The sequence below is a fragment of the Pseudoalteromonas sp. SG43-7 genome (assembly GCF_014164295.1).
Lineage (GTDB): Bacteria > Pseudomonadota > Gammaproteobacteria > Enterobacterales > Alteromonadaceae > Pseudoalteromonas > Pseudoalteromonas rhizosphaerae.
Genome location: NZ_JACJEY010000004.1, coordinates 145,558 through 161,633, shown reverse-complemented (window position 1 = coordinate 161,633; position 16,076 = coordinate 145,558). Strand labels below are relative to the sequence as shown.

General features: G+C 40.8%; 14 protein-coding genes. 5 read left to right on the top strand and 9 right to left on the bottom strand.

Annotation, left to right across the window (positions count from 1 at the left end; all coding sequences use genetic code 11):
• Window positions 1-46 precede the first annotated feature (46 nt).
• From pyrF to gyrA, 9 genes are all read right to left on the bottom strand, one after another.
• Entirely contained in the window at window positions 47-751 is a 705-nt protein-coding gene (gene pyrF, locus H5200_RS03080) for an orotidine-5'-phosphate decarboxylase (protein ID WP_182760921.1), read from the bottom strand.
• A gap of 49 nt (window positions 752-800) precedes the next feature.
• Window positions 801-1,937: a lipopolysaccharide assembly protein LapB gene (gene lapB / locus H5200_RS03075; protein ID WP_145233226.1), complete on the bottom strand. Its 1,137-nt coding sequence runs from the start codon at window positions 1,935-1,937 to the stop codon at window positions 801-803.
• 2 nt (window positions 1,938-1,939) lie between these two features.
• Window positions 1,940-2,221: a lipopolysaccharide assembly protein LapA domain-containing protein gene (locus H5200_RS03070; RefSeq protein ID WP_016707217.1), complete on the bottom strand. Its 282-nt coding sequence runs from the start codon at window positions 2,219-2,221 to the stop codon at window positions 1,940-1,942.
• Between the two features lie 21 nt (window positions 2,222-2,242).
• Entirely contained in the window at window positions 2,243-2,530 is a 288-nt protein-coding gene (gene ihfB, locus H5200_RS03065; protein WP_016707218.1) for an integration host factor subunit beta, read from the bottom strand.
• Window positions 2,531-2,592: 62 nt separating this feature from the next.
• Complete coding sequence (rpsA, locus tag H5200_RS03060; RefSeq protein ID WP_029216020.1) at window positions 2,593-4,260, bottom strand: 30S ribosomal protein S1; 1,668 nt, start codon at window positions 4,258-4,260, stop codon at window positions 2,593-2,595.
• A gap of 93 nt (window positions 4,261-4,353) precedes the next feature.
• Complete coding sequence (gene cmk, locus H5200_RS03055) at window positions 4,354-5,064, bottom strand: (d)CMP kinase (protein WP_149982486.1); 711 nt, start codon at window positions 5,062-5,064, stop codon at window positions 4,354-4,356.
• Between the two features lie 107 nt (window positions 5,065-5,171).
• On the bottom strand, window positions 5,172-6,449 hold the full coding sequence (gene aroA, locus H5200_RS03050; RefSeq protein WP_182730600.1) for a 3-phosphoshikimate 1-carboxyvinyltransferase: 1,278 nt from the start codon (window positions 6,447-6,449) through the stop codon (window positions 5,172-5,174).
• Window positions 6,449-7,531: a 3-phosphoserine/phosphohydroxythreonine transaminase gene (gene serC / locus H5200_RS03045; RefSeq protein ID WP_182717451.1), complete on the bottom strand. Its 1,083-nt coding sequence runs from the start codon at window positions 7,529-7,531 to the stop codon at window positions 6,449-6,451. The genes aroA and serC overlap by 1 nt, the downstream gene beginning before the upstream one ends.
• Before the next feature lie 114 nt (window positions 7,532-7,645).
• Entirely contained in the window at window positions 7,646-10,345 is a 2,700-nt protein-coding gene (gyrA, locus tag H5200_RS03040; protein WP_145233217.1) for a DNA topoisomerase (ATP-hydrolyzing) subunit A, read from the bottom strand.
• A 179-nt stretch (window positions 10,346-10,524) separates the two neighbouring features.
• Here gyrA and ubiG point away from each other — a divergent pair, with 179 nt between their 5' ends.
• The 5 genes from ubiG (at window position 10,525) to yfaE (ending at window position 16,074) form a co-directional block, all read left to right on the top strand.
• Window positions 10,525-11,235, top strand: coding sequence for a bifunctional 2-polyprenyl-6-hydroxyphenol methylase/3-demethylubiquinol 3-O-methyltransferase UbiG (ubiG, locus tag H5200_RS03035; protein WP_182760920.1), 711 nt, complete (start codon window positions 10,525-10,527; stop codon window positions 11,233-11,235).
• The gene (locus H5200_RS03030) at window positions 11,235-11,918 is read left to right on the top strand and encodes an HAD family hydrolase (RefSeq protein ID WP_149982490.1); all 684 of its coding nucleotides are present in this window, start codon (window positions 11,235-11,237) and stop codon (window positions 11,916-11,918) included. Before ubiG ends, H5200_RS03030 begins: the two co-directional genes overlap by 1 nt.
• Before the next feature lie 401 nt (window positions 11,919-12,319).
• Complete coding sequence (gene nrdA / locus H5200_RS03025; protein ID WP_145233211.1) at window positions 12,320-14,602, top strand: class 1a ribonucleoside-diphosphate reductase subunit alpha; 2,283 nt, start codon at window positions 12,320-12,322, stop codon at window positions 14,600-14,602.
• A 69-nt stretch (window positions 14,603-14,671) separates the two neighbouring features.
• Window positions 14,672-15,802 carry a class Ia ribonucleoside-diphosphate reductase subunit beta gene (gene nrdB, locus H5200_RS03020; RefSeq protein WP_145233209.1) on the top strand — a complete coding sequence of 377 codons (1,131 nt, stop codon included), beginning with the start codon at window positions 14,672-14,674 and terminating at the stop codon, window positions 15,800-15,802.
• Complete coding sequence (gene yfaE / locus H5200_RS03015) at window positions 15,802-16,074, top strand: class I ribonucleotide reductase maintenance protein YfaE (protein ID WP_145233207.1); 273 nt, start codon at window positions 15,802-15,804, stop codon at window positions 16,072-16,074. The genes nrdB and yfaE overlap by 1 nt, the downstream gene beginning before the upstream one ends.
• Window positions 16,075-16,076: the final 2 nt, after the last annotated feature.

Sequence of the window (16,076 nt, the reverse complement as noted above, 5' to 3'; positions counted from 1 at the left end):
TAATAGTAATAGTAATAGTACTAGTACTAATTAAAATAGCGCTTGTTTATTTTATCGAGTCATTAATTTCTTTAAGTGTTGCAACTGGGTCTGCGGCTTGGGTGATCGGACGGCCAACAACTAGATAATCGCTGCCATCTTCAATTGCTTGCTTTGGTGTCATGATACGTTTTTGATCTCCTGCATCACTTCCCGCAGGGCGAATACCTGGCGTCACCAATTTAAAATCGTTACCGAGTAGCGATTTTAATTGCTTGGCTTCTTGCGCTGAGCACACTACCCCGTCAAGGCCTGACTCTTTGGCAAGTTTTGCTAAATAAATAACCTGCTGTTCTGGGGTTTTATCAACACCTAAACGCTTAAGCTCTGTTTCATCCATGCTGGTTAAAACGGTTACGGCAATTAATAATGGCGCTTTATCACCAAATTGCTCAAGCGCTTGTTTGGCTTTAGTCATCATTTCAACACCGCCACTGGCGTGAACATTCACCATCCAAACACCCATTTTGGCAGCTGCGGTAACCGCTTTGGCAACTGTATTTGGAATATCATGAAACTTTAAATCTAAGAATACGTCAAAGCCAAGGTCAATTAATTCTTTTACAAAAGCAGGTCCAAAATAGGTAAACATTTCTTTGCCTACTTTTAAACGACATGTATCAGGCGATAATTGCTTTACAAAGTTTAAAGCGGTTTGCTGATCATCGTAATCGAGGGCGATAAGAATTTTTTTTGAATGTTCGAGAGACATAACTTTCCTAAAACTGATTGTAGAAGTAAGTGAATATTTTTATAGAAAACTAAAAACCGTCTAAACCACGGCTCGGTACTATGGTTTCCCAATGTTTGCACGAAGGACAAACCCAATAAATTGTATGACTGGTAAAGCCACAGTGTTGGCACTGAAAATCTGGCTTGGTCGCAATATAAGATGTGACCAGTTTATCTATTTGGTCTAGTACATCTTTAATATCATTATTTTGTTTTGCTAATAGCTGTAATAAAAAACTAAAGCCACGAATTGTCGGCTGACGTTTTAAACTATCAGTTAAAAATTTAATTGCTTGTTCGGTATGCCCTTGCTCAAGTAATGCTTGGCAATGTTTTATTTTTATTAGCACCCCACCCTTATCAAGTAGCTGCTGTAATAATTCATGAAATTGGTGGGTTAAGTTTAATTGCTCATAACTGTGAGCTAAATCATCTATAAACAAGGGGGCAAAAAAAGTGAAACTACAGATCAGCTCACGCCAATAATAAATTGCTTTTACGTAATCTTCTTTTGCAAATGCTGATTTACCTAATTCATATAATGGGCGGATCGCTTTATGATTTAGGCTAATGGCTTTGCGCATAATTTGCGGATCATTGCTAAGCAACGCAGCTTCACAATAAAAGTTAGCGATGGCTTTGAAATGTTGCGGCTTTGAAAATAAATCACTGTGTGCTTCAAACATATTGATACCCTTTTCCCATTCGCGTGTTTGCGAATATAAATTAAGTATCGGCTCTAATGCATCACTGTGGTTGGCTTTTACTAACCACACTAAATGTTCTTCGGCGCCATCAAGCAAACCCGCCATAATATAATCTTCAGCAAGTTCAAGGCGACTAGCAGCAGCTTGTTGTTCATTAAGGCTTGGGTGTTTGAGCAGTAATTCGTGGATTTTTATTGCACGATCTAATTCACCTCGGCGGCGAAACATCGTTGCTAATGTAGAATAATGTTCAACAGAGTCAGCGGCGACTTCAAGCAAGTTGATTAAGTGCTCAAGGCCTTGATCTTCCTCTCTGTCGAGTAAAAACTTTAAGCCTTTACTGTATTCAGATGTGATCTGACGATTAAGTTGATGAGCTTGGTTTTTAGCGCTATTTTTACCCATGATCCAGCCATAACCAGCCGCAACAGGTAAAAGTAAAAACAAAAGCTCAATCATAGTTAGGTGTCTTTATTAGCAACAAGCTTATTATTATCTTTTTCAGGCGCTAATTTTTTTTTCAAACGATAGTTTTGCCACTTTAATTGCGAAAACAATTTAAAGCTAATAAAACAACCAATTGCGACACCTAAAGCAAAGCAGATACTTATTATCATTGCGAGGGGTAAAGTATTGCTGGCAATAATATAATTTATTTGCACTAACTGTGGATTTTGCGAACCAAGTACAAATGCAAAAATTAAGCATATTGCTACCAGGATAATTTTTAATACCCTAAACAAGTAACTACTCCAACTAAGTAACTAGGCAATGCTCGCGTTTACGCGATCTCGTAACTCTTTGCCTGGTTTAAAATGTGGTACGTGCTTACCTTCTAACTCAACCGTGTCGCCAGTCTTTGGATTACGACCTGTGCGAGGTGAACGAAAGTGTAATGAGAAACTACCAAAGCCACGGATTTCAATACGATCTGAGCTTGATAATGAGCCGGCCATTTGTTCAAGAATTTCTTTAACAGCATTCTCAACATCTTTCACAGGTACATGCGCGTGTTGCTCGGCTAATTGTTCTATCAATTCTGACTTAGTCATAACGTTTCCTTAAAAAGAGATAAAGGAAGGGCAACACTGCCCTTCCAATTAAGACTGATTAATTAGTCTTTTTGTGCATTTGCGAATGCAGCTGCCATTGCGTTTTCGAACACTGGCTCTTCTTTCTTAAGCTTTTCTAGTACTTCTTTCTCTTCTGCTTCGAAAAGAGCTTTAACTGAAAGGCTTAAAGTGCGGTTCTTACGATCAACACCAACATATTTCACTTCAATTTCGTCGCCTACAGAAACAACAGTAGTTGCATCTTCAACGCGCTCTTGAGCGATATCAGCTACACGGATGTAACCTTCAACGCCTTCGATAAGTTCAACAGTTGCGCCTTTCGCATCAACTTCTGTCACTTTACCTTTAACAATAGCACCTTTTTTGTTTGCATCAAGGTAGTTATTGAATGGGTCAGCTTCGATTTGCTTAACACCTAGAGAGATACGTTCACGCTCTGGGTCAACTTGCAATACGATAGCAGTGATTTCGTCGCCTTTCTTGAATTCACGTACAGCGTCTTCGCCAGGTGTATTCCAAGAAATGTCTGAAAGGTGTACAAGACCGTCAATACCACCGTCAAGACCGATAAAGATACCGAAGTCAGTGATTGATTTGATCTTACCAGTAACTTGATCGCCTTTGTTTTGAAGACGAGCAAATTCTTGCCAAGGATTAGCAATACATTGCTTAAGACCAAGTGAAATACGACGACGTTCTTCGTCGATTTCAAGAACCATAACTTCAACAGTGTCGCCTAAGCTAACAACTTTAGAAGGATGGATGTTCTTGTTAGTCCAATCCATTTCAGAAACGTGTACTAGACCTTCAACGCCTTCTTCGATTTCTACGAAGCAACCGTAATCTGTAAGGTTAGTTACACGACCAGAAAGTTTAGAACCTTCTGGGTAACGACCAGCGATAGCTGCCCATGGATCTTCACCAAGCTGTTTAAGGCCTAGAGATACACGAGTTTTATCTTTGTCGAATTTAAGAACTTTAACTGCGATTTCGTCGCCAACATTAACGATTTCTGAAGGGTGCTTAACACGCTTCCACGCCATATCAGTAATGTGTAGTAGACCATCAACACCACCAAGGTCAACGAATGCACCGTAGTCAGTAAGGTTCTTAACGATACCTTTAACTTCTTGACCTTCAACAAGGTTAGCAAGAAGCTCTTCACGTTCTTGTGAGTTTTCAGATTCGATAACTGCACGACGTGAAACTACAACGTTGTTACGTTTTTGATCAAGCTTGATTACTTTAAATTCAAGCTCTTTGCCTTCAAGGTGAGTTGTGTCACGTACTGGACGAACATCAACAAGTGAACCAGGTAGGAAAGCACGGATTGAATCAACTTCAACAGTGAAACCGCCTTTAACTTTACCGTTGATAACACCAGTAACAGTCTCTTGCTCTTCACATGCTTTCTCAAGACGGATCCACGCTTCGTGACGCTTCGCTTTCTCACGAGAAAGGATAGTTTCACCGAAACCGTCTTCAATTGCATCTAGTGCAACATCTACTTCGTCGCCAACAGCAACTTCTAGTTCACCAGCAGCATTTTTGAACTGCTCTGCAGGGATAGCACTTTCTGATTTAAGACCAGCATCTACAAGTACAATGTTGTTCTCGATAGAGATAACTGTACCTTTAACGATAGAGCCTTGCTCTGCTTCAAAACCCTTTAAGCTTTCTTCAAATAACTGCGCAAAATTTTCTGACATACGAATATACGTCTCATATATTATTACCAATAAGCAACCATGCTGCATGGGGTTGTTAAAATAGCACTGGCATCCTGCTGGCGCATAAATAGTTTATCGTCGCTTTGGAAGTTTACCTTCGACGATCGCTGCATCTAATAAAGTCATAACCTTATCAAACACTTGCTGTGCATTAAGCTCGCTAGTATCGAGTTCAATAGCATCGTCAGCTGGTACAAGCGGCGCAACAGCACGATTCATATCGCGGTCATCACGTGCTTGAATATCTTCTAATAGACCACTTAGTGTAACATCAAGACCGCGTTCATTCAACTCAACAAAACGTCGGCGCGCGCGTTCTTCTGCACTAGCGGTTAAATAAATTTTTAATGGAGCATCTTGGAACACCACAGTGCCCATATCGCGGCCATCGGCTATTAGCCCATTTTCAGTTCGAAATGCACGTTGGCGCCGTAATAATGCTTCTCTAACGCGCGGTAAGGCTGCTACTTTTGAAGCGGCAGCTCCTACTTCTTCATTTCGAATTGTTGTTGATACATCTTCACCTTCCAGAATAACCTTTCCAGCGTTAGTTTGACTATCAACTAAAAACTGCACATCTAAGTTAGCAGCTAAAGGCACCAATGCCTCTTCGTTGTCTAGTGCAATTTGGTGATGAAGTGCTGCTAGTGCTAATACGCGATAAATCGCGCCACTATCCAGTACATCCCACCCTAATTTATCGGCTAACAAGCGACAAACAGTTCCTTTACCTGAACCACTTGGGCCATCAACGGTGATCACGGGCATTAATAACGCCTGCATTTAAACCTCCTGCAATGCACACCAAAATAAAACTGCGACATTATACGTTACTTAATTAAATATATCCGCTTTTTGTATGTAACTTTTTATATTTCAACTTTAGTCATTTATTGACTAACTGATGCTAGTACATTGAAAAATGTTGGAAATGTCTTGTATGTACACTTAGGATCATTGATAGTTATTGGCTTGCCGCCTACCGCTACCATGGCAAAACACATCGCAATACGGTGGTCGTCATAGGTATCAATCGCCACATCGTTAAAGTGTTTTGGCGGTGTTATTTCGATGAAATCTTCACCTTCAACTACCTCAGCGCCCACTTTACGCAGCTCCGTCGCCATTGCATGTAAGCGATCAGTTTCTTTTACGCGCCAGTTATAGATATTACGAATAGCGGTTGGACCATCTGCAAATAACGCCACTGTCGCAAGGGTCATCGCCGCATCAGGAATAGCATTGGCATCGATATCAACACCTTTTAATTCGCCTTTACGTACCACTAAGCGCTCGTCATACCAATCTATTTTAGCACCGACCTGCTCCATCACTTTTGCAAAGCCGATATCGCCTTGCACAGATTTTGCACCTACACCTTTGATCTCGATTTCACCACCGGCAATTGCCGCCGCAGCGACAAAGTAAGATGCACTTGATGCATCCCCTTCAACCATAATACGCTCAACAGCTTGGTATTGCTGCGCACCTTTTACAGTAAAGGTTTTATAGTTATCGTGAGTTACCGATATGCCAAAGCGAGCCATTACATCTAAGGTAATATCAATATACGGTTTAGATACCAACGTCCCCTTAATTGTAATGCACGTATCGCCATTAAATAACGGCGCTGCCATTAATAATGCGGTAAGAAATTGGCTCGAAATACTGCCATCAATTGCAACGTTGCCGCCATTAATTTGCCCACCAACAATTTTAAGTGGCGGATAGTCTTTATTTTTTAAATAACTAACATCCCCACCGAGCGCTTGTAATGCATCAACTAGGTGACCAATTGGACGTTCCTCCATACGTGGCTCGCCAATTAGTTCATAGTTTCCCTTCACAGCGGCTAAAACCGCAGTCAGTGGGCGATACGCAGTGCCTGCATTACCTAAAAACAATGGCTCAGCTGGAGTCAAAAACTGCCCGCCAACACCTTTTACAGTGGCTACAGTTTTATCATCATTAAGACTGACATCAACGCCCAATAATTTTAATGCACCAAGCATATGACGAATATCATCACTGTCTAATAAGTTTTCTACAACCGTTGTGCCTTGCGCAAGTGCCGCTAACAATAAAATACGATTTGATAAACTTTTTGAGCCAGGTAAGGTAACACTGCCATTTACTAGATTAATTGGCTCTAAGCGTAACTGCTCCATTAACTGTGCTCCTTGGCAAATTTCGCCATAAAGTCAACTAACGCTTGTACACCGGCAAGTGGCATGGCGTTGTAAATACTCGCACGCATACCGCCAACAATACGGTGACCTTCAAGTGCAAGTAAGCCAGCTTCTTTTGCTTGGGCTAAAAACTGTGCATTTAAGCTTTCATCATTGAGCCAAAAAGGCACATTCATACGTGAACGACAATGCTTAGCAACCTTATTGCTATAAAACGGTGATTCATCAATAAAGCCGTACAGCAGTTCGGCTTTTGCTATATTTTGCTGTTCCATGGCTTTAACACCACCATTTTTCTCAAGCCAGTCAAATACTTCTGCCGCTAAATACCAAGCAAACGTAGGTGGCGTGTTATACATGCTGCCTTGTTTTACTTCGAGTGCGTAATCAAATATACCTGGCTTTGCAACCCCTTCACGCTCAAGCAACGTTTTACGAATGATCACAATGGCAAGGCCTGATGGACCAATATTCTTTTGTGCACCAGCGTAAATTAAATCAAACTGATCAACATCAAACTCACGCGATAAAATAGTTGATGACATGTCTGCAACGATCGGCGCTGTTGGGTGACTTGGTACATCAAACACTTCAATGCCATCAATGGTTTCATTTGGACAATAGTGGATGTATGAAGGATCGGCTGGAAATTGCCACTCACTAACTGGTTTGATAGAAAATTGCTCATTTGTGTCATTACGGACATCAAGCTCAGTGACGGTAGTGAATTTGACCGCTTCGTCAACCGCACCTTTAGACCACACACCATTTTCACAATATACGGCGTCTTTACCTGCTTGGTGCAGGTTCAGTGGCACTGCAGCAAATTGGCCTCGACCACCGCCATGCATAAACAGCACTTCAAATTCATCGCTGATATTCATTAACCGGCGTAAGCTTGCTTCACATTGTGCCGTTAATGCTAAAAATTCTTTACTACGGTGACTGATCTCCATCACCGATACACCTAAATCTTGCCAATCAAGAAATTCTTTTTGTGCTTTTTCCATCACAGCTGGCGGCAACATTGCAGGCCCAGCACAAAAATTATATATACTCATTACCTTTCCTCATTCCAGTAATTTAACAATTGTTTTTAATTGCTAATTTTAACAATTAATTTTTTTGATTTTTATAGTAAAAAAAAGCGGCCGAAGCCGCTTTAATGATTAATGTTATGCCTCTGGAGGATTATCCCCAGCGTCATCATTAACAGTGTCGACTAGTTCAACGCTTTCACCTTCGATAATAGCGTTAAGCTCATCGATTTCGATCTCTTCGATACGTTGTAAACCAACTACTTGCTCTTCGTCAATAGTTCTTATCAAAATAACACCTTGGGTATTTCGCCCAACGGTAGAAACTTCATTAACGCGAGTTCGCACCAGAGTACCTCGATTAGAGATAATCATGATTTCATCGTTATCGTCAACTTGTACAGCACCAACTACAGCACCGTTACGCTCACTTACTTTGATTGATACCACACCTTGAGTCGCACGACTCTTAGCAGGGTAGTCACTGAGCAATGTACGCTTACCGTAGCCGTTTTCTGTCACGGTTAAGATAGCACCATTCGTCTTAGGTACAATTAATGATACAACACGTTGGCCTTCAGCCATCTTAATACCACGAACACCTGTTGCAGTTCGGCCCATCTGACGAACACCCTTGAACTTGATTTCCGGGTTACCGTTTTCATCAAGTACTGGGTTGCCGTTTTCATCTAAAACAGGTGATTCTTCGGCTTCTTTAAAGCGAACAACTTTACCAGCATCAGTAAACAACATGATTTCGTTGCTACCATCAGTGATATCGACACCAATCAAGCTATCACCGTCGTTTAAGTTAACGGCAATAATACCGCTAGCACGTTGACGGCTATACGCAGTCAATGGTGTTTTCTTCACGGTACCAAATGCAGTTGCCATAAAGATGTATTTATTTTCTTCATACTCACGTACTGGCAAGATAGCCGTAATACGTTCGTCTGCTTCAAGCGGCAATAAGTTTACAATTGGCTTACCACGGGCTGCACGACTGGCAAGTGGTAATTGATACACTTTAAGCCAATATAAGCGACCTGCCGTTGAGAAACATAAAATAGTATCGTGAGTATTAGCAACTAGTAGACGTTCAATGAAATCTTCATCTTTCATCTTGGTTGCTGATTTACCTTTACCACCACGGCGCTGTGCTTCGTAATCAGACAATGGCTGATACTTCACATACCCTTCGTGAGATAGGGTTACTACTACGTCTTCTTCTGTGATCAAGTCTTCAAGACTAATATCATGAGCCGCTGCATTAATTTCAGTACGACGTTCGTCGCCGTATTGCTCTTTAATTTCAACTAACTCATCGCGGATAACTTCCATTAAACGCTCAGGATTAGCAAGAATATATAAAAGCTCGGCAATTAAATCTAATAACGTTTGGTATTCGCTTAGAATCTTTTCATGTTCAAGACCAGTAAGCTTGTGTAAGCGTAAATCTAGAATTGCTTGGGCTTGTTGCTCAGAAATATAATACTGACCATCACGAATGCCTAAGTCATCCGCTAACCAATCTGGACGGGCAACATTTGCTTCACCGGCTTTTTCAAGCATGGCTTTTACATTACCTAATTCCCACGGGCGGCTAGCAAGTGCTACTTTAGCTTCAGCTGGCGTTGGTGAGTTACGAATAAGCTCGATAATTGGGTCAATGTTAGCAAGTGCAATTGCTAAGCCTTCAAGCATGTGTGCACGATCGCGGGCTTTACGTAGGTCAAATACCGTACGACGAGTCACTACTTCACGGCGGTGAATGATGAATTCTTCAAGCATTTCTTTTAAGTTGAAACACTTAGGCTGGTTATTGATCAACGCAACCATGTTCATACCAAACACAGTTTGTAACTGAGTTTGTGCATACAGGTTGTTTAAGATCACTTCGCCTACGTCACCACGTTTGATCTCGATAACGATACGCATACCGTCTTTATCTGATTCATCACGTAATGCACTAATGCCTTCAATCTTCTTATCTTTAACAAGCTCAGCAATCTTTTCAATTAAGCGGGCTTTATTTACTTGATAAGGGATCTCGTGAACGATGATCGTTTCACGATGGGTTTTTTCGTCAACTTCAATTTCCGCACGTGCACGCATGTACACTTTGCCACGGCCAGTTAAATAGGCTTGTTCAATGCCTTTTTTACCGTTGATAATTGCCGCAGTTGGAAAATCTGGGCCCGGAATATAATCCATTAGTTCATGAATGGTTAATTCAGGGTTTTGAATAAGTGCTAAACAGCCATTCACAACTTCAGTTAAGTTATGAGGAGGAATGTTCGTCGCCATACCTACCGCAATACCCGATGAACCGTTCACTAATAAGTTAGGAACTTTGGTCGGTAATACGTCAGGAATTTGCTCTGTACCATCATAGTTAGGTACAAAATCAACAGTCTCTTTTTCAAGATCAGCCAAAAGCTCATGAGACATTTTCGCCATACGGACTTCGGTATAACGCATTGCTGCTGCTGAGTCACCATCAACTGAACCAAAGTTACCTTGGCCGTCAACTAACATATAACGTAAAGAGAATGGCTGGGCCATACGTACGATTGTGTCATACACCGCACTGTCGCCATGGGGATGGTATTTACCAATTACATCACCAACCACACGGGCTGATTTTTTGTAAGGCTTATTCCAATCATTATTAAGCTCGTTCATAGCAAACAAAACGCGGCGGTGAACAGGTTTTAAACCATCACGTACGTCTGGTAGTGCTCGTCCTACTATTACGCTCATTGCGTAATCTAAATAGGAGTTTTTTAACTCGTCTTCAATATTGACTGGCAGAATTTCATTGGCGAAATCAGTCATTTGATATCACATTCCTTCAGTATTGACCCACGAAAGTGCCACATATGGGCGCTTGCGGGGATTTAGTTATTATTACCAAGTCATGCTACCACAATTTATTTAGATTTACAGGCGCTAAATCTTTGCGATTTATTAATTTACCCCTATATAATGGCCTGAGATTGACGAGGAAGTTTTTTATGACCGAACATCAAAATGTAGATAGTACAGAAATTGCAAAGTTTGAAGCCATCGCTGAGCGTTGGTGGGATCGTGAAGGCGAATTTAAACCCCTTCATGAAATTAATCCATTAAGATTAGATTTTATTGCCGACAAGGCCAAAGGCTTATTCGACAAAGAAACACTCGATGTCGGCTGTGGTGGCGGTATATTGAGTGAAAGTATGGCGAGAATGGGCGCACATGTGACTGGTATTGATATGGGTCAAGAGCCGTTAACCGTTGCGAAACTACACAGTTTAGAAACCGGTGTAAACGTTGACTATATAAAAATACCTGCCGAACAGTATGCCAGCGAACACCCTGCCCGCTTTGATACTATTACTTGTATGGAAATGTTAGAGCATGTGCCAGACCCTGCATCTATCATTCATGCAGTAGCAGAATTAGCGAAACCTGGTGCCGATGTATTTTTCTCTACATTAAACAAAACCCCAAAAGCATATTTGTACGCAATTATCGGGGCGGAAAAATTATTGAAGATGGTGCCTGATGGAACCCATGATCATAAAAAGTTTATCAAACCAGCACAACTCATTGCATGGGCAGAACAAGCGGGCCTCAAAGTACGTGCTAGTGCGGGATTGAGTTATAACCCTTTATCAAAGCAGTACAGCTTAAATACCGATGTAAGCGTTAATTATATTCTGCATTTTGAGAAACTAGCGTAATGGCTGGTTTTAACACAGCAACCCCCGCAATTGATTACGACGCCTTTATTTTTGATTTAGACGGTACATTACTCGATACCGCAGATGATTTAGGGGCTGCGCTAAATTACGTACTCGCTGATCATAACCAACCATCAGTAACCGCTGATATATATCGCCCTGCAGCTTCTAACGGTGCAATGGCGCTGCTTGCAGCTGGATTTGGTCAGCAATGGCACGATCACCCAAATCAAGCTGACTTACGCCAGCAGCTATTAACTGCCTACGCAGATAATATTGCCACCCATAGTCAATGCTTTACTGGAATTGCACAATTATTGATCGCGCTTGATCAACAACAGATCAAATGGGGGATCATGACTAATAAACCTGAGTTTTTGACTATTCCATTAGTTGCTGCAATTGCTGAACTAAAAGATGCACAGGCAATTGTCAGTGGTGACACCCTCGATATCGCTAAACCATCTCCTTTACCTTTACTGCATACAGCCCAACTGTTAGATGTTGATCCGAGTCGTTGTTTGTATATCGGTGATGCGCAGCGTGACATAATTGCAGCCAAGGCTGCAAACATGCACAGCGCTGCTGCGTTGTGGGGCTACATCCCTAGTGAAGCTGAAGCATTGAGTTGGCAAGCCGATTTTAATTGGCAATCACCTATTGATGCATTTAACCATATATAGTGCCATGTTAAATTTTAACCACTACATATTGTGATCGTGTTACTTTTTGCACATTGTTTGTTGATAAAAAAAGCAGCCAAAATTTATTTTTAAAATGCGTAAATTTAATCGATCATCAGTTGATTTTTATAAATTTCATTTTAATCAGATGGTCAAAGGTTAATGGCTACTAACACAAGCGTGTTATCCCAACGTTATCCACAATTAGGGGCGTTTATGCCCCTTGCAAATGATCGCATACCACACTATCTTGTGATCTAGAATTTGATGAACACCAGATGTTGTGGCTAAATGTTATTCAATTAAATTCGCGCTAATACAATTTTATTGCAATAAAAAATTTATTTTAAGAAAAATGTGTCACTAAAAAATATTATATCCCAAGGAATACAGGCAAAACTATGAACCAACAGCTATCTGTAAGCAAACGTGACGGCCGTAAAGAGTCACTTGATTTAGATAAGATCCATCGCGTTATTGCTTGGGCCGCCGAAGGTCTAAATAATGTGTCTGTCTCACAAGTTGAGCTGAAATCGCACATCCAGTTTTATGATGGTATTCGTACTGAAGACATCCATGAAACCATCATCAAAGCGGCCGCTGATCAGATCTCTAAAGAGTCGCCTGATTATCAATATTTATCAGCCCGCTTAGCTGTATTCCATTTGCGTAAAAAAGCCTATGGTCAATTTGAGCCACCGCGCTTGTATGATCATATCGTTAAGTTAGTTGAAGATAAGCGTTACGATGCACACTTACTAGCTGACTACACAGAGCAAGAAATTGATCAACTGGATGAATACCTTGATCATGGACGTGATTTAAACTTCAGCTATGCTGCTGTTAAACAGCTTGAAGGTAAATATTTAGTACAAAACCGTGTTACGGGTGAAATTTATGAAAGCGCACAGTTTTTATATATTTTAGTTGCAGCCAGCTTGTTCTCTGATTACCCAAAAGAAACGCGTTTAGACTACATAAAGCGTTTTTACGATGCAGTGTCATTGTTCAAAATTTCATTACCTACGCCTATTATGGCGGGAGTTCGTACCCCTACGCGTCAATTCAGTTCATGTGTACTGATTGAATGCGGTGACAGCCTAGATTCAATTAATGCAACCTCATCAGCGATTGTAAAATACGTATCGCAACGTGCAGGTATTGGTATTAATGCTGGTCGTATTCGCGCACTAGGTAGCCCTATTCGCAATGGTGAAGCATACCACACCGGTTGTATCCCGTTTTATAAGCACTTTCAAACGGCTGTTAAAAGTTGTTCGCAAGGTGGTGTCCGTGGTGGCGCAGCAACCCTGTTCTATCCACTTTGGCATCTAGAAGTTGAAAACTTATTAGTGCTTAAAAACAACCGTGGTGTTGATGATAACCGCGTTCGTCATTTAGATTACGGTGTACAGTTTAATAAACTAATGTACTCACGTTTGATCAAAGATGATTACATCACATTATTCAGCCCGTCTGATGTGCCTGGTTTATATGATGCATTTTTTGAAGATCAAGATGAATTTGATCGTCTTTACGTACAATATGAACAAGACGAGTCAATTCGTAAAAAACGTATTAAAGCTATTGAGCTGTTTTCAATGTTTGCACAAGAGCGTGCTAGCACTGGCCGCATCTATTTACAAAATGTTGACCACTGTAATACACACAGCCCATTCATTGCTAAAGTGGCACCAATTCGCCAATCTAACTTATGTTTAGAAATTGCATTGCCAACTAAACCACTTAACAATGTTAATGATGAAGAAGGTGAAATTGCACTGTGTACGCTGTCGGCCTTTAACTTAGGTGCGATTGAGTCACTGGATGAACTTGAAGAGCTTGCAGAACTTGCGGTACGTGCACTTGATAACTTACTGGATTTCCAAGACTACCCGGTGCCAGCAGCACATAATGCAACTATGGGCCGTCGTACACTCGGAATAGGCGTAATCAACTACGCATATTACCTTGCTAAAAATGGCAAACGTTATTCTGATGGCAGTGCCAATGCATTGACTCACAAAACATTTGAAGCAATTCAGTATTACCTAATGAAAGCCTCAAATGAACTGGCTAAAGAACGTGGTGCATGTCCTAAATTTAACGAAACAACGTATTCGCAAGGTATTATGCCAACCGATACGTACAAACGTGATTTGGATAAAATTTGTGATGAACCATTGCATTTAGATTGGGATACATTACGTGCCAATATCAAAGAGCATGGTATGCGTAACTCAACGTTATCTGCGTTGATGCCATCTGAGACATCGTCGCAAATTTCAAATGCAACGAATGGTATTGAACCACCACGTGGTCATATCAGTGTTAAAGCCAGTAAAGATGGTATTTTAAAACAAGTTGTACCTGAGTATGAACGCCTTAAAAATAACTATGAATTATTGTGGGATATCCCATCAAATAAAGGTTATTTAGAATTAGTGGGTATTATGCAAAAGTTTGTTGACCAAACAATTTCTGCCAATACTAACTACGATCCAAATAAGTTTGAAGGTGGTAAAGTACCAATGAAGGTCTTATTACAAGATTTACTGGGTGCTTACAAACTTGGCGTTAAAACCCTTTACTACCATAACACCCGTGATGGTGCATCTGATATGCAAGAAGATACACCAGAAGTGGAAGATGATGATTGTGCAGGCGGTGCGTGTAAAATCTAATCGGTAATAAATATAAATTGGAAGCGGGCTATACGCCCGCTTTGCCCTGTTCGTTTTTTGAGTGATCTTATGTCTTATACTACTTTTAGCCGAAACCATAATAACCAACTACAAGAACCGATGTTTTTCGGCCAAACCGTTAACGTATCGCGTTATGATCAACAGAAGTACCCTATTTTCGAAAAGCTAATTGAAAAACAACTATCGTTTTTTTGGCGTCCTGAAGAAGTCGATGTAAGTAAAGATCGGTTAGATTTTCAGGCCTTACCTGATCACGAAAAACATATATTTTTAAGTAACTTAAAATATCAAACCTTACTTGATAGTGTGCAAGGTCGCTCGCCTAATGTTGCGTTACTGCCAATTGTGTCGATCCCAGAACTTGAGACCTGGATTGAAACATGGGCATTTAGTGAAACAATCCATAGCCGTTCATATACACATATTATTCGTAACGTTACCCAAGCCCCTGAGCTTATTTTTGATGATATCGTTAGTAACGAAAAGATCAGTGAACGTGCTGATGCCGTAACTAAATATTACGATGAATTAATTAATAAAGTGGCTGTGTATAACTTATACGGTGAAGGTAAACATGAACTTAATGGCGAAACAGTTCATATCAGTTTATTTGAACTTAAAAAGCTTTTATACCTTGCAATGATGTCAGTGAATATCTTAGAAGCGATCCGTTTTTATGTCAGTTTTGCCTGTTCATTTGCGTTTGCAGAGCGAGAATTAATGGAAGGTAACGCTAAAATTATTAAGCTGATCGCCCGTGATGAAGCGCTTCATCTTTCTGGTACTCAGCATATTTTGAATATTATGCAGGATGGTAAAGACGATCCTGAAATGGCTATCGTAGCAGCCCAGTGTCGTGATGAAGCGATCAAGATGTTTGTTGATGCTGCTGAACAAGAAAAAGAATGGGCTGAATACCTGTTTAAAGATGGTTCAATGATTGGCTTAAACAAAGATATTTTATGCCAATACGTTGAGTACATTACTAATGCTCGTATGACTGCAGTTGGTTTACCAACACAGTTTAAAACCAGCAGTAACCCTATCCCATGGATCAATTCATGGTTAGTGTCAGACAATGTACAAGTTGCTCCACAAGAAGCGGAGATCAGCTCATACCTTGTAGGCCAAATTGACTCTCAAGTTAATGCCTCTGATTTCGGTGACTTCGATCTCTAATGACCAGCAACAAAACTGCAAAGATCCACTTTGCAGATAATAGCCAGTGTGTAGATTTTGACACTGGCTGTCATTCCCTTTTAGACTGCCTAGAACAACAGCAATATGAAATTCCTTTTCAGTGTAGAGAAGGATATTGTGGTGCCTGTAGAGCAACCCTAGTAGCAGGGCAAGTCACCTATAACGAAGAACCACTCGCCTTTGTACGTGATGGAGAAGTACTGCTGTGCTGCTGTAAACCCGATGGCAATATCACTCTCAATTTGAAGTAATT

Coding starts and splice junctions, on each gene's coding strand:
- pyrF (WP_182760921.1), bottom strand. CDS start 751: ATGTCTCTCGAACATTCAAAAAAAATTCTTATCGCCCTCGATTACGAT.
- lapB (WP_145233226.1), bottom strand. CDS start 1,937: ATGATTGAGCTTTTGTTTTTACTTTTACCTGTTGCGGCTGGTTATGGC.
- ihfB (WP_016707218.1), bottom strand. CDS start 2,530: ATGACTAAGTCAGAATTGATAGAACAATTAGCCGAGCAACACGCGCAT.
- rpsA (WP_029216020.1), bottom strand. CDS start 4,260: ATGTCAGAAAATTTTGCGCAGTTATTTGAAGAAAGCTTAAAGGGTTTT.
- cmk (WP_149982486.1), bottom strand. CDS start 5,064: ATGCAGGCGTTATTAATGCCCGTGATCACCGTTGATGGCCCAAGTGGT.
- aroA (WP_182730600.1), bottom strand. CDS start 6,449: ATGGAGCAGTTACGCTTAGAGCCAATTAATCTAGTAAATGGCAGTGTT.
- serC (WP_182717451.1), bottom strand. CDS start 7,531: ATGAGTATATATAATTTTTGTGCTGGGCCTGCAATGTTGCCGCCAGCT.
- gyrA (WP_145233217.1), bottom strand. CDS start 10,345: ATGACTGATTTCGCCAATGAAATTCTGCCAGTCAATATTGAAGACGAG.
- ubiG (WP_182760920.1), top strand. CDS start 10,525: ATGACCGAACATCAAAATGTAGATAGTACAGAAATTGCAAAGTTTGAA.
- H5200_RS03030 (WP_149982490.1), top strand. CDS start 11,235: ATGGCTGGTTTTAACACAGCAACCCCCGCAATTGATTACGACGCCTTT.
- nrdA (WP_145233211.1), top strand. CDS start 12,320: ATGAACCAACAGCTATCTGTAAGCAAACGTGACGGCCGTAAAGAGTCA.
- nrdB (WP_145233209.1), top strand. CDS start 14,672: ATGTCTTATACTACTTTTAGCCGAAACCATAATAACCAACTACAAGAA.
- yfaE (WP_145233207.1), top strand. CDS start 15,802: ATGACCAGCAACAAAACTGCAAAGATCCACTTTGCAGATAATAGCCAG.